Genomic DNA, 14,685 nt, shown 5'->3' on the forward strand with positions numbered 1-14,685 from the left:
AACCCGCTTTCCACCCTTCCGCTTTCGCTCCATTTCCTCCGGAAACTTCGGGGTTCCAATCGGGGCTATAAAATTTCCTCTAATTGAAAGTATTATCCATAAATGATAAAATCAAACATTATTTTTGGAGGCTTCTAAAATGGCATTAAAGTCTATACAAGACGTTGTAAAAACTGTAAAACGTCCAGAAAAAATTCTTCAGTTTGGTGAAGGCGGATTCCTCCGCGCATTCGTAGACTGGCAGATTGATATTGTAAACGAAAAAACCGACTTCAACGGAAACGTTGTAATCGTTCAGCCGCTCGAAAAAGGTATGATTGACGCAATGAACGCTCAGAACAACCTTTACACAACTGTTCTCCGCGGCATGAAAGACGGAAAACCAACAGTTGAAACACGCACAATCAACTCTATCAGCCGTTCTATCAACCCTTACACAAATTACGATGATTACATTGCATTGGCTTCAAACCCAGACTTGCGCTTTATCGTATCTAACACAACTGAAGCAGGTATTCGTTTCGACGCAGAAATCGACGGCGTTCCAGTAACTCTTGACCAGAAGCCACAGAAAAACTTCCCTGCAAAAGTTACAGCATTCCTTTATAAACGTTTCCAGGCTTTTAACGGCGATGTTTCAAAGGGAATGATTCTTATTCCTTGTGAACTTTCTGACCAGGCAGGTCTTAACCTCCGCATCAACATTCTCCGCTATGCAGAAATGTGGCAGCTCGGACCAGACTTTATCAACTGGTTTGACGAAGCTTGCGATGTTTGTTCTTGTCTTGTTGACCGCATTGTTCCAGGATATTTCCCACTTCTTACAAAAAATGAAAAAACAGGCAAAACTCAGGCCGAAGAAATTTGCGAAAAACTCGGCTACGAAGATAAACTCCTCGACTCAGCAGAACTTTTCCACTTCTGGGTTATCGAATCTAAAAAATCACACGAAGACGAACTTCCACTCGTTAAAGCAGGCCTTTCTGTTAAGTGGGTTCAGAACATGGATTACTACCACACAAGAAAAGTACGCATCTTGAACGGTGCACACACATCTTCTGTATTGGCAGCTTTCCTTGCAGGTTCAAACTACGTTCAGGACATTGTATGTTCAGAAAAAGTTGGAACAGGCTTTAACACACCAAACGCTGACGCTCAGAAATTTATGCGCAACGTAATCTTCAACGAAATCATTCCTTCAATCAACGGAGATCAGGAAGACCTTAAAGAATACGCAGAAAACGTATGGTCACGTTTCCAGAATCCGTTCAACCCACACCGCTTGATCGAAATTTCTTTGAACTCAGTTGCAAAATACTGGACACGTTGTCTTCCATCTGTAACACAGTACATGGCAAAGAACAACTCAGTTCCAAAACTTCTTTCGTTCTCAATTGCCGCTTTAATTGCTTTTTACAACGGAACAGAAATCAAAACAGACGAAAAAGGCGCAAAATATCTTGAATCAAAGAGAGAAGAAGGCGTTTATCCAAACAAAGATACACTTCCAGTTCTCGAATTCTTTGCTGCTCTCAACAAAGAAACAAAAGACGCAAAAGTTATTACAAACAAAGTTCTTTCAAATGTTGACTTCTGGAAAGAAGACCTCACAAAATACGAAGGACTCGAAGCAAGCGTAGCACAGAACCTCGCAGACATTCAGTCTAAGGGTATGAAAGCTGCACTTGCAGACATTGTAAAATAAACTGTCTTAACAAATCTTAACAAAACAAAAAGCGCGATTCGAGCGAACCGCGCTTTTTTTATTGGTTTTGAAAAAAAAATATCACTTTAAATAAGAAGCTGTTTCATTATTTTCAACAACAGTATAATCAATCCCATCGATAAAAATTGAAAAAACGCATAAACCGCACTAGCGATGTGCAGGGTGCGAAGCAGACGGCATTTTTGCCGGCCGGAGCGAATAGCGCAGCCCGGAACGTAGCGCCGCCTTTTGGCGGAGTGCCCGAATTTTGATAATGACTTTTTACTTATAAAATGATAGATTTTCAGAACGCACGTAACTTAATTTTAAGTCACTTTTGGGGGTACTATGAGCAAAATCGCTATTAGAATTAATTCGGCTGACATTGTAGCTGTCGCACTTCAGCCACTGGCAAAAGGTACGGAAGTTATTCTTGAAGCTTCTGGAAATGCGCCAGAAACTAAAGTAACTCTTACAGAGGATATTACAGCCGGTCATAAATTCGCAATCCGCGACATTAAAAAAGACGAACCTATAATAAAATACGGATATCCGATTGGCGCTGCTACTCAGGATATTCCTGTTGGAAGCCATGTTCACACACACAACATCCACACCTTGCTTTCTGAAAAATTTGAATACACTTATAACGAAGAAAACGCAAAAGCTGCTTACGAAAAATGGTACAAAGAAACCGAAGATTTGCGCAAAAATGTTCCTTCTGTAAACGTTTACAAACGCGCAGACGGCCGCATTGGTATTCGTAACGAAATTTGGATTGTTCCGCTTGTTGGCTGTGTTAATAAAATTTCTGAACGACTTGCAACCTGGGCAAATGCAAAATTTTTTGACGGTGAAGAACCAAAACCAAATACAAATGGCGGTCTTGAAGGAATTTTTGCCTGGACTCATCCTTATGGCTGTTCTCAGATGGGTGGCGACAAAGAAACAACTGCAAAAATTTTGGCAGATTTAGTTCATCATCCGAATGCTGGCGGCGTTCTTGTTGTTTCTCTCGGTTGTGAAGAAAACAATATTCCTTATTTTAAGGAGTTTTTGGGCGAATATGATGAAAACCGCGTAAAATTCATGACAACTCAGCAGACAGAAGATGAACTTTCGGCAGGAAAAGAACTGATTACTGAACTTGTAAAATATGTTGGTCAGTTTAAGCGCGAGTCTGTTCCTCTTTCAGAAGTTGTTCTCGGTATGAAGTGCGGTGGTTCGGACGGAATGTCTGGAATTACGGCAAATGCTTTGATTGGCCGGGTTTGCGATGCTATGACTGGAATGGACGGTCGCGTAATGCTCACTGAAGTTCCAGAAATGTTTGGCGCTGAGCAAATGCTTATGAACCGTTGTGTTGATAAAAAACGTTTTGACGAAACTGTAAATCTTATCAACGGATTTAAGGATTATTACGCCCGCCACAATCAGGTTTGCTACGAAAATCCAAGTCCAGGAAACAAAGCTGGTGGAATTACAACTCTCGAAGACAAATCTTTAGGTTGTGTTCAGAAGGGTGGAAAAGCGCCTGTTACAGGTGTACTCAAATATGGTGAACGTCTGACAGAAAAAGGGCTTACTCTTCTTGAAGGTCCAGGCAACGACATTGTTTCTACAACAGATATGACCGCTGCTGGAGCAAACATTATTCTGTTCTCTACTGGACGCGGAACTCCTCTCGGTGCTCCTGTTCCAACTGTAAAAATTGCAACAAATCATCCTCTCGCAGAAAAAAAATCTGACTGGATTGATTTTGACGCAGCACGACTTTTAGACGAACCAAGCGACAAAGTACGCGATGCTCTCCTTGAATTGATTTGCGATATTTGTTCTGGAAAAAAACAGACAAAGAACGAAATCAACGGTTATCGCGAAATTGCAATCTTCAAAGACGGTGTAACTCTTTAATTTTTATTGAATAACAGATTGCCTGAAAAGTATAAATTTACTTTTCAGGCTTTTTTTATTTAAAGTTGATATAAGCTTAATAAATACAAAAAGAAGAAAAACTAACGTTCGTTAGATAAAAAAAACTATTGTTCTATCTCTATAAAACTACCGTTTGTCAGTTTTAATTGTTCGAGTAAAGCACTAAAGGGAATTGTCTTTTTTTGAGAACTTTTATGTTCTCCTAAATGTTTTTCCATCCAAACCATGCTATACCAGCGGTCAAATTTGTATCCGCAGTCTTTAAAAATTCCTACCATTCGATAGTTCATTTTTTCGTGGAACTTAACACTGGCTTTTGTAAGAAATTCATCTTCTCGTTCTGTATAGGCAATACAAGCATAACAATTCAAAATATTCTGTTTTTTAAGAAGAAATTCGAGGTTTTTGAGCAAAATTCTGCCAATTCCCATCTTTCTGCATTCTTTTTTTACATAAATTGACGTTTCTATTGACCAATCGTACGCAGCCCGGGATTTTAATTCACTAGCATAGGCATATCCCAAAATTTCGTCACTTGAAGAAACTGCAATCAAATACGGATATTTTTTAAGAGTTTTTTCGATTCGAGCGCAAAATTCCTGCAAAGTTGGAGTTTCAATTTCAAAACTAATCGCCGTATTTTCAACATAAAACTTATAAATTTCTAAAAGCTCGGCTGCATTTTCTGAAGAAGCCACCTTTATTTTTATATTTTCATTTTCTTTAATATTCATAAATACTCTCGTTCAAACAAAGATTTTCTGGTAAAATTTCAATTTCCTTTCCAAAACGCAAATAAAACAAAAAAGTTCTTATTTTTTCTTCTGGAACCGACAGCATTTGAGAAACTGCATGTCTATAACAGGCCAATTGAGAATAATAAATTTCCGGACGAATTTCCTGGTTTGTTTTGTAATCAACAACAAAAAAATTTCCATCCTTTTCTTTAAAAACCAAATCAATTATACCAGACAAAATTTTTTCGCCAAACCGACTTTTAAATTCAAATTCTTCTTTTCGCCAGATTGAATTCAATGCTTTTTTTCCAAGTTCTGAATTCAAAAATCCTTTCGTCATTTGCTCACAAATTTTTTCAACTTTCTTAATATCGCCCGTGCTATTTTCCAATCCGGAAACGTCCTGATTATTATACGGAACTTTTATTTCCTGTCCATAAAATTTCAACGCAGTTTCGAGATAGGAATGCGCGATTGTACCAAAATTATTAAAGTCAAAATTTTTGTGTCTTTCAATAATTTCATTTATTTCGGCAAATGGCAAATCCGTCCAATTTTTATTTTCTAGAGATTTTTTAAATTCATTTTTTTCGGCTTCTTCGTACAGTTTACTCGGAGAAACATAAATTTTTTCAACCAGATCTTTTTTTATAATTTGAGAGGTTTCGTAAGGACTTTGTTTTGAAAGAGCTTTTACAAAATCAATTTTTGCTTTTTGAGTATTCGGGCGTTTTTGTTCCGAAAAAAATTCGCCTTGAGAAAATGGTTCAATTATTTCAATTTTTGAAAAAGGCGAGGCGTCTTGATAATTTGAATTTCCACTTTCATCCTTTTTACAGTAAAAATTGATAACTGGAGCAAGAACTTTATAAATTGAATCGGCATTTTTTGTTCCGCCCGGCAAATATTCTTCAACATCTTTTGGAACTTCGTAACTGCTGTTTGTAATAAAAATTTCGTCTTCCGCACGCGTAAGGGCAACATAAGTCAGACGACGCATTTCCGCACATTCTTTTAATTCATTTTCGTTTTTTGCGAGAATATAAAAATAGTTTTTTGAATCTTTAAAATATGCTGGAGTATTCAACGCAAATCCGAATCTTGAACTGTAATAAACGGGAATAGTGCTTTTTTCGTTTACAGAACCTCGTTGAGTGTCGCAAATAAAGACGATTTTAAATTCAAGACCTTTACTTTTGTGAACCGTCATAATATGAACGCCTTCTGATTTTTCGACAGGGACATTTATTTCAAGTTTTGAGTTTTCTTCTTCATATTCAAACAAATAATCGACAAAACTGGCAAGATTTAAATTCTTTTCATCGCCTTCGCGGGCAAGCGCAAACAAAAGGTCATAAAGTTTTTCGTACATTTTGACAGTTTCGTTCCACATTGTTTCAAATCGATAACCAAATTCATACCAAAGTTTTGAAACAGTTTTTGTAAGAGAATTTTCTTTTGAAAATTTTTTAACTTCTTCATAAAATTTTGCTGCATTTTTAAAACGAATTAAAGAATCTTCCTGCAAAATTTCTGCACTTTCGTCAGAAAAAACATCCTGCTTTAATGAAAGAACCGCTTCCGTTTCCGTAACTGTTAAATTTACAAAAGGTGAACTCAAAACTTTTCCGTATGCCATTCTGTCGTCAGAATATGCACAAAGTTTTAAATAAGCGGCAATGTCGCTAACTGGTCCGTCAGAAAAAAAACCTTTTAAGGTTTCTGTGTTGTACGGAATTCCATGACGCAAAAATGCGCGTTCAAAAACGGCTTGTTTTGAATATGACCTGAGCAAAATCGCCATATCAGAAAAATCATATCCCTCTCTGTACTTTTCAGCAATTTTTTGAGCAACCCATTCGGCTTCGGCATAAGTTCCGGTAAAAAATCCATTTGGAGCTTCGGTATTTTTTTCGTAAAAAGCAAGATTTACTCTTCTCTTTGAATTTTCATTTTTTTCTTCGATTTCGAGTTTTTTTTCGTCTGGCAAAACAGAATGATAAATTGCTTCGTAAGGAGGAATTTCGTAATTATTTTTTTGCTGACGTTCGTTAAAAAACACAGACGGCGGAGTTACCGCAAATTCAACATTTTTTGCATTTTTATCAGAATACAAATCTCCGCCAAAAATTGTGTTAAACGCAGAAATCAGTCTTGGATTTGAACGATGGTTTGTGTACATTTGCAAAGTTCCATCAGAAAAATCTTTTGCAAGATTATTAAAAACTTCAACATCTGCACCACGAAAGCGATAAATACTCTGTTTTTCGTCGCCAACAAAAAACAATTTTTCTTTTTCAAGTTCTTCAACCGAAGGAATGCCTTTTTCCATTCTTTCTTTTTTTTCTGCCAGAAGAAAAAGCATATTGCGCTGATCCAGGTTGTTATCCTGAAATTCATCAATCATAATTGCCTTGTATTTTTCTTTTTCCATGGCACGAATTTCCGGATAATCGCAAAGAATCTGCAATGCCATATTAGAAACATCTGCAAAAGTCAGACAATTTGATGAACGTTTTACATTCATTACAATTTCTTGAAATTCTTCCAGAAGAGGCAAAATTTTTTCCAAATATGGAATTCCGTAAATATAATTTGCAAGCGAAAGCAAATCGCTTTTTGCAGAGCGAAATAAATCAATATTTTCCTTAAGCAAATCTACTTCTTCCGATTTTACTCTCGGTTTTGAATAATTTATTCCGTTTATTTTTTCTGCATATTCTTTAATTAACGAAAAATTTTGAGTTTCAATGTTTTCGTCCGTAATTTCTACAATTTCTGGAGAAATATTTTTATTTTTTTCTTTTAAATACGCTTCAAACGACTTACTTTCCCGATTTCCCGAAAATTCATCTTCAAAACTTTCAATTTCGCACAAAATTTCAGAAATTTTGTGAACTGTTTTATTCCATTCTTGAACAATTTTTGCAAACTGCTTTTTAAAATCCGCACGAAAATCTATGGGATTTGCAATTTTTGAATGAGCAAGAATCGGTTCAACAAAGAGTTTTTCTGCAACCGCCTCATAATCTTGAACTTTTATAAATTCTTTTAAAGTTTCATTGTCGCGATGTTCGAGCAAAAAGGGCAGGGCTTTTGCCTTTACCTGAGTTTTTATGTTTTCATCATCCTGAACAAAATCTGGACTAATTCCGTAAAAACGGCAACCAAGTTTTGCGACGCTATTACAATAACTGTCCAAAGTTTTTATATTCGCTTTATAAAAATTCGCAGCCTGTTCGGGCGCTTCATTTTTTAAGACGTTGTAAATTCTTGAGGACATTTCGACCGTAGCTTTTTTTGTAAAAGTCAAAGTCAAAATCTGATCAACGTTGTATTTATATTTTTTTATCAAATTCAAATATCGGAGCGAAAGAACTGTCGTTTTTCCAGAACCAGCTCCAGCGGCAACTACCGTATTTTTTATTGAATCAATTGCTTTTTGCTGTTCTGGCAACATCTGTTTTATATCAGCCATTTTTTCCTCCGTTACTCGTGTTTTCCGACGTTAAAAGTTTTTCGGCAGATTGAATTGTATTCGCAGGCAGAACATTTTTCGTAATTCTGAACTTTTTCATTCAATTTAAAATCGCCAATTCGTATTCGCTGAACATAATTTTTTACAAATTCAATAACTTTTTCTGTAGTTTTTTTAAATTTTTCGCAATCTGGAAGTTCTTTTTTTGAATTTGCCCTTCTTTGCATTTCGTAACCAAAAACCGGCCAAACCTTTGCTTCGTTTATGCTAAAAAACGAAGCATTTTGAATGCAAATATTTTTCTGTTTTTCCATAAGCCACGTATAAGCTGGCATTTGAAAATCCATTAAATTTTGTTCTTCAAGTGGCAAATTCTCGTTTGTTTCGTCAAATTGAATATTTTCGCCTTCTTCAGAAGTTTCAACTTTCTCTTTTTCAAAATACAAATTTTTTGGAACCGCCGAATCAGAATTTTTAAAATCGACCAAATAATACTGTCCATTTTCGCAATCTTTTAAAAGACAGTCGATTCTGCCGTTAAAAGTAAAATTTAATTTTTCATCTTGAATCCGAAGTTCGCCTTCGCAATCGTCAACTTCGCAGTTATTAAAAATTTTTGTAAACTCTTTTATGAAATTTAAAATTGTTCTTTTTATTGCAGGACGCGTGGTTTTTAAAAGTTCCTTTTTTAAGAAACAGTTTTTTTCGTTTCCATCGCCGTCAAAATTTATTGCTTCCGTAATTGAGTTTTCAAGAATTTGTTCGTATTTTTCTTCAAGTTTATCTTCTTCAATTTCTAGATGAAAACCATTTTTTTTGAGTGTTTTTAAGTAAATTTCAAGAATTTTATGATACAAATTTCCAGCAGCATATCTGTCGAGCAAAACCGCAGCCTTGTTCTGTTCTTTTAAATTCATTTCTCGGCAGGCAAAAAGCCACTTTCTCGGACAATCGTAAAATTTTGAAAGCAAACTTTTTGAAACATAAATTGAATTCTGGCCCATTTTTTCGGCTGATTTTGAATTTAATTCTGTCACGGCATCGACCGCTTTTTCCTGCAAAACTGGTACGATTTTTTGAAAATTCATCCAGTTTTTAAAACTTTTTGACTGAATTTCTGTGATTTTTGGAGGAAATTCACAATCTTCGCATCCAATAAACCATTCTTTTTCTAAATTATATGGATTTTCCGAAAAAAGAATTTTTTCATTTTTTTCTTTTCTCAAATCGTTCACTTTTAAATAACTCACCGGCTGAGCATAAGCGTCGAGAGTTCTTTCTGCACACGTAAAATATGCTGATTCTTTTAAACTGTTAAGCTGATAAAGTTGCACAAATTTGTCCGAAACGTTCGATTCTTCGCGATTCAAAAGCTTTTTACGCTTGTTTTCGTTCAAAAAAGAAAAATCCTTATAAGAAACATTTAGAGAAGCCTGGCTCGAATCAATAATCAAATGACAGTCAAACGGAGCGCATGCCGCCGTCTTATATTCATAAATTTGAACTCCAAATTCAGAAGCCTGTTCAAGATATTTTTTATTTTCAAGTTGTTCTGAAAAAAAATTAAACGGAGATGGAACTGTGCAGTCATACTGATTTTCAAGATCTATCAACGCTCCAAGTTCAGAAACGCATCTTCCAAGAATTTTATTTGCGCTATCGCTACAATTTTCCATATCAAAAAATTTGTTTCTAAACTCAAAATAAGCAGTTCGAATTGAATTGAAATTTTTTGCCTGATGAAATTTTTTTAGATACATTTTAAGTGAATTATAAAAATTCTCAACTTCAAACTCTTTGTATTTTACGTCGCCAAAAGATTTTTCCCAAACGTCTATTTTTTCGCCTTTATAAACATAACTGCAAATACAGTGATTTTCCTGACCAAAAGCAATCAATTTTTGAGCAATCTCTGGATTTTTCCACGGAAGAGAATCGTTTAAGAGCAGTTTTTTTATTGAATCGTAACTATTTTTTGAACTTATACATTCTTTTATTTGATTGAATAGATTTCCAGCAGGAGTTCCGCTCAAAGGCTGCGAAAATCTTAATACATGCGGAATTTCCATAAGTTCAAGCTCGCGGTCAATATATGAACCGTAAAGTTCCATATCTGGAACGCTGATTGCTATTGCTTGCCAATCGATTTTTTTTTGATGATGAAGCTCAAAAATTTTATTTGCAATGTTTTTGAGTTCGACGCGCGAATTGTTAAAAAATTTTACTTCGCTTTTATTAAAATTGTTTTCTTCAGAAAAAACAGGAACGTTTACAAGTGTAATAAATTCTTTTGTTGATTCGAGAATGAATTTATATTCTTCCCAGTCAGAATTGATTTCTGGAAAAAATATAAAATAATGCTTTCCGTTGCTTTTAAAAGGCGGTTTTTCCCAAGCTGGATCAAAAAATCCATATTTATTTAAGAATTCGGTGTATTTTTCGTAAAGAACAAGCAAATCCTGGTCTTCGTCATCTTTTTCAGAAGAATTTTTTTCAAAATATTCTTTCCACATTCCAAGTTTTGGCAAAATCGAAGCAATCCAGGTGCTAAAACTTTCCGCAGTTTTTGAATACCTTTCTGAAATTAAACTCTTAAAAAAAGGTTTTTCGGCATTTTGTTCAATCAACCGCGAAACAAAAATTTGGCGCATAGTCGAAGGAACAGAAATTTTATTTTGATTTTCGCTTCTTACGGCTTCGCCTTTAAATTTATCCCATGCCAAAAATCTTTCGAGAGCAACTGCCTGACAATCCGTAACAAAAATCGAACGGTCTGCCCAAAGAGATGCTGCAATTTCTGTAGGAAAAACAAAAACTGTATCTTGATTTTTAATATTTTCTTTTAAGATTTTTTCAACTATGTTTTCTAAAATTTCTGCCATTTTTATTCTGCCAACCTTTTTTCAAAAGAATTTTAATTATACTACGATTTTTATAATCGCGAAACAAAAAAACTTACGCCGGATGCGCAAGGCCCAGGTTTTTGGCGGCGGTTGAGCCGTCAAAAATGAAGCAAAGCGGAACCTGAAGCAGCCGGTTTTTAAGAAAATATTTCGCAATAAAAAAATTGATTTTTTTGTGGGAAATGACGTCCAAAGTTTTCATAAATTTTTTTTAGAAAAAGTTCATTTTTGTTTGCCTCGTGTACAATTTTCTAAAATCGTACTAAAATATTAGTGATTGTGATTCTAAAATTTGGAATCGTAAAATTATTTTTTGGAGTTAGATATGAAAAAATTCATGGACAAAAACTTCCTGCTGGACACAAAAACAGCACAAAAACTTTTTGAAGCCTGCAAAGACGAGCCACTTTGGGACTATCACTGTCACCTTATTCCAGCTCAGATTGCTGAAAACAAAAAATTCAAAAACCTTACAGAGATTTGGCTCGGTGGTGACCATTACAAATGGCGTCAGATGAGAACTTACGGAATCACTGAAGATTATATTACTGGCGACAAACCTGATTACGAAAAATTCCTTAAATGGGCAGAAACAATTGAACACCTTATTGGAAACCCTCTTTATCACTGGACACATCTCGAACTCCAGCGCTATTTTGGAATTTACGAGCCTTTGACAGTTGAATCTGCTCCACGCATCTGGGAAAAAGCAAATGCAATGCTTCAGTCTGATGAACTTTCTGTAAAAGGAATTTTCAAGAAATTCCACGTTTATGCAGTTGGAACAACTGACGATCCTATTGATTCTCTTGAATATCACAAGGCAATCGCTGCAGGAACAGCTCCAATCGGAAAAATTGAAACTAAGGTTCGTCCGTCTTATCGTCCAGACAAGGCTCTCAACATCAACCTTCCGACATACAAAGACTACATTGCAAAACTTTCAGAAGTTTCTGGAATCGACATTAAAACTTCTGATGATGTAATTGCCGCTCTGATCAAACGTCTCGATTACTTTATCGAAAATGGCTGCCGTGCTTCTGACCACGCACTCGAATATCCACCATGCAAAGTTGATTCTGATGCAAATATCGACGCAGTAGTTGCCCGCGCTCTCAACGGCGAAGTTATTTCTGAAGCCGAAGCTGAAGCTTACAAGACAAAGGTTCTCGTAGCTCTTGGACGCGCTTACGAACAGAGAGGAATCGTACAGCAGTGGCATATGAACGCAATCCGCGACAACAACAAGGCAATGTTCAAAAAACTCGGTCCAGATACAGGATTTGACGGTTCTCACGACAAACCAATCGCAGAAAACCTCGCAGGACTTCTTTCTTTGATCGAAGCTGCTGGCGGAACTCCAAAAACCATTCTCTACACACTTAATCCAAAAGATTACTACTCAATCGGAACAATCATGGGTTGTTTCCAGGGCAGCGGAATTAAAGGAAAAATCCAGCTCGGTTCAGGATGGTGGTTCTGTGATCACAAAGACGGAATGGAACAGCAGATTAAGGTTCTCGGAAACCTCGGCATGATTCCAGCATTTGTCGGAATGTTGACAGACTCACGTTCATTCCTTTCATACTCTCGCCACGAATATTTCAGAAGAATTCTCTGCAATATCATTGGAACCTGGGTTGAAAACGGTGAATATCCAAACGACATGGAAATGCTCACAAAAATCGTAAAAGACATTTCGTTCGGAAACGCTCTCAACTACTTTGGAAAATAAAATTTCTAAAACCTTTAGTAAAAAAAAACTAACGTTCGTTAGTAAATAACTGCTAAAATAAACGCCTTTGCACGTGTTTTTTAAGACTCTGTGTAAAGGCGTTTTTAATCTATTTTTTTTTTTCAAATTTCTTTTTTTCAAATTCAAACTTTTCTTTAAGTTTTTCAACAGCTTCTTTTAATTCTAAAGATTCTGATTTTGTAGACAGCCAGAAGTGTATTTTTTCTTTATTTTCTTCGCTCGTTTTTCTAATCTGTTGCTGCAAATTTTCAAGCCGGACTATAAATTTGCTTTCCTTTGCAAATTTTCTGATTTTTGCCATAAGCTTTAACGAATAAACAACATCGACCATAAAAACACCGTAAAAAAATCCAATCACCATGCAAAAAGTCAGATGATTTGTAAACCAGGCAAGCCACGACAAAATTCTCGGATGAATAAAAAAATAGTAAACTGCGCTTAAAATCCACCAAAAAACAGTATAAAGAGGGCAAATTATTCCCTGAATATTTCCCCAGCAATTTGAATAATCCCAAAGTTTAATTTTCATTCCTTTTATAAAAATCAAACCGGCAATATACTCAAAAAGCGTAATGCAAAACGCCATAATCACAAAAAGCACAATTTTTCTCGCAAATGCGTTTTCCAGAAAACTTACATCAATAAAGCTCAGCAAAAACAAAATCGTAAGCGAAAAACCATAAAGCGGTAAATATGGACCAATCAAAAATCCCGGATTAATCCATTTTTTTTCGGGATTATTACTGCTAAAAAAACGTCGCCAGACAACTTCAATTCCCCAGCCAATAAGACTTCCAGCAAAAAATAAAAACTCAACAATTAAAAATACACTCATTTTTCTAAAATACTCAAGTTTTGTTTAATAGTCAATTTTTTTATTTATTTGGACGGCATTTCCCTAAAAAATAAAAATCGACCGTCAGTGTTCTCTTTTTTTCAAAAACCGGCTGCTTCAGGTTCCGCTTTTGCTGCATTTTTGACGGCTTGTCGCCGCCAAAAACTTACGCCTTACGCATCCGGCGTAGAACTTATTTTTCCACAAATTTCACTTAAAAACTTCAAATTTTACAAAAAAAAGTCCGTTCAATTCAAAAGAATCAAACGGACTTTTAGACTATCTGTCGTTAGTTTAACTAACGCTTGTTAGTTATCTTGCTTTTACAACTTCAATGTCAAATGCAATATAAGCACCGCCAGGAATTACTCCAGGATAACCTTGATCGCCATAAGCAAAATCTGAAGGAATTACAACAGTTCTTTTTTCACCAAGCGACATATCTTGAACCATAATATCAAATCCTGGAATCATCTGTCCGCTTGCTGTAACAAATTCCAATGGTCCGCGTCCAGCCGACTGATCGAACACACGGCCGTCAACCAAATATCCTTTATATTCACAGGCAACGTTTTTGCGACCGCCAATCTTTACACCGTTTCCGGCTTTTGTTGTTTTCCAATAAATTCCGTTTGCATCAACTGCATAATCAGGAAAATTCTTTTCAACTTCTGCAATTTTCTTTGCGTTTGCAGCTTTTTTTGCTTCTGCAACCTTTGCTTTTACTTCGCCTTCAAGTCTATCAAAATCTGCCTGAGTAGCAGTAAAATTCTTTGCTTTTTCTCCCTGACGAACGATAGTTATTTTTTCAATTTTATCATCCTGCTTTACTGCATTTACAACTTTCTGACTATCAGCGTTTACAACTTGTCCAAAAATTGTATGTTTTCCGTTCAGCCAAGTTGTTGGAACATGTGTAATAAAAAACTGAGAACCGTTTGTTCCTGGTCCAGCATTAGCCATTGCAAGATAACCCGGCTTGTCAAAAGTCAAATCATCAAAACATTCATCTGCAAAACGGTAACCTGGGCCGCCTCGTCCTGTTCCTTCTGGATCTCCGCCCTGGATCATAAAATCTGCAATTACACGGTGAAATTTCAATCCATCGTAAAAATGTTTTCCTTTACAAACATCCAAGGTTCCTTCAGAAAGACCAACAAAGTTTGTTACAGTCAAAGGTGTTTTTTCATAAAAAAGTTCAAGAACAATTGAACCTTTTGAAGTTTCCATTATTGCAAAAACACCGTCTTTTCCTTCAATAGCTTTTAATTCTTTATCCATTGTTTTACATCCTCCAAAACTGATTGTTAGAAAGCAAAATATTGCCACAAAAAAT

The 14,685-nt window shown here is 35.8% G+C and carries 8 protein-coding genes; 3 read left to right on the forward strand and 5 right to left on the reverse strand.

Annotated elements, in window-relative coordinates; all coding sequences use genetic code 11:
* Window positions 1–139: 139 nt before the first annotated feature.
* Together ACT6XC_RS03140 and ACT6XC_RS03145 are read left to right on the forward strand one after the other, a co-directional pair.
* Entirely contained in the window at window positions 140–1,705 is a 1,566-nt protein-coding gene (locus ACT6XC_RS03140; protein WP_443737975.1) for a tagaturonate reductase, read from the forward strand.
* 348 nt (window positions 1,706–2,053) lie between these two features.
* The gene (locus ACT6XC_RS03145; protein WP_443740763.1) at window positions 2,054–3,619 is read left to right on the forward strand and encodes a UxaA family hydrolase; all 1,566 of its coding nucleotides are present in this window, start codon (window positions 2,054–2,056) and stop codon (window positions 3,617–3,619) included.
* A 125-nt stretch (window positions 3,620–3,744) separates the two neighbouring features.
* Here the strand turns inward: ACT6XC_RS03145 and ACT6XC_RS03150 are convergent, their stop codons facing one another.
* Genes ACT6XC_RS03150 through ACT6XC_RS03160 form a run of 3 tightly spaced genes read right to left on the reverse strand, consistent with a single transcriptional unit; the run spans window position 3,745 to window position 10,737 of the window.
* Window positions 3,745–4,374 carry a GNAT family N-acetyltransferase gene (locus ACT6XC_RS03150; protein WP_443740764.1) on the reverse strand — a complete coding sequence of 210 codons (630 nt, stop codon included), beginning with the start codon at window positions 4,372–4,374 and terminating at the stop codon, window positions 3,745–3,747.
* A complete protein-coding gene (locus ACT6XC_RS03155; RefSeq protein ID WP_443740765.1) occupies window positions 4,364–7,855 on the reverse strand; it encodes a UvrD-helicase domain-containing protein in 3,492 nt (1,163 codons plus the stop codon). The genes ACT6XC_RS03150 and ACT6XC_RS03155 overlap by 11 nt, the downstream gene beginning before the upstream one ends.
* Window positions 7,856–7,866: 11 nt before the next feature.
* Complete coding sequence (locus ACT6XC_RS03160) at window positions 7,867–10,737, reverse strand: PD-(D/E)XK nuclease family protein (protein ID WP_443740767.1); 2,871 nt, start codon at window positions 10,735–10,737, stop codon at window positions 7,867–7,869.
* A gap of 346 nt (window positions 10,738–11,083) precedes the next feature.
* On the opposite strand from ACT6XC_RS03160, the gene uxaC reads away from it, so the two are divergent.
* Window positions 11,084–12,493 carry a glucuronate isomerase gene (gene uxaC, locus ACT6XC_RS03165; protein WP_288518497.1) on the forward strand — a complete coding sequence of 470 codons (1,410 nt, stop codon included), beginning with the start codon at window positions 11,084–11,086 and terminating at the stop codon, window positions 12,491–12,493.
* A 109-nt stretch (window positions 12,494–12,602) separates the two neighbouring features.
* On the opposite strand, the gene ACT6XC_RS03170 is transcribed toward uxaC, so the two are convergent.
* The gene (locus tag ACT6XC_RS03170; protein ID WP_443740768.1) at window positions 12,603–13,349 is read right to left on the reverse strand and encodes a putative ABC transporter permease; all 747 of its coding nucleotides are present in this window, start codon (window positions 13,347–13,349) and stop codon (window positions 12,603–12,605) included.
* Window positions 13,350–13,661: 312 nt separating this feature from the next.
* On the reverse strand, window positions 13,662–14,630 hold the full coding sequence (locus ACT6XC_RS03175; RefSeq protein WP_443740769.1) for a peptidylprolyl isomerase: 969 nt from the start codon (window positions 14,628–14,630) through the stop codon (window positions 13,662–13,664).
* Window positions 14,631–14,685: the final 55 nt, after the last annotated feature.

This window comes from Treponema berlinense (assembly GCF_052273165.1).
In the GTDB taxonomy this organism is placed as follows: Bacteria; Spirochaetota; Spirochaetia; order Treponematales; family Treponemataceae; genus Treponema_D; species Treponema_D berlinense_A.

Excerpts from the sequence above, each read along its gene's own strand:
- ACT6XC_RS03155 (WP_443740765.1), bottom strand. The coding sequence starts at position 7,855 with ATGGCTGATATAAAACAGATGTTGCCAGAACAGCAAAAAGCAATTGAT.
- ACT6XC_RS03140 (WP_443737975.1), top strand. The coding sequence starts at position 140 with ATGGCATTAAAGTCTATACAAGACGTTGTAAAAACTGTAAAACGTCCA.
- ACT6XC_RS03150 (WP_443740764.1), bottom strand. The coding sequence starts at position 4,374 with ATGAATATTAAAGAAAATGAAAATATAAAAATAAAGGTGGCTTCTTCA.
- ACT6XC_RS03175 (WP_443740769.1), bottom strand. The coding sequence starts at position 14,630 with ATGGATAAAGAATTAAAAGCTATTGAAGGAAAAGACGGTGTTTTTGCA.
- ACT6XC_RS03170 (WP_443740768.1), bottom strand. The coding sequence starts at position 13,349 with ATGAGTGTATTTTTAATTGTTGAGTTTTTATTTTTTGCTGGAAGTCTT.
- uxaC (WP_288518497.1), top strand. The coding sequence starts at position 11,084 with ATGAAAAAATTCATGGACAAAAACTTCCTGCTGGACACAAAAACAGCA.
- ACT6XC_RS03160 (WP_443740767.1), bottom strand. The coding sequence starts at position 10,737 with ATGGCAGAAATTTTAGAAAACATAGTTGAAAAAATCTTAAAAGAAAAT.
- ACT6XC_RS03145 (WP_443740763.1), top strand. The coding sequence starts at position 2,054 with ATGAGCAAAATCGCTATTAGAATTAATTCGGCTGACATTGTAGCTGTC.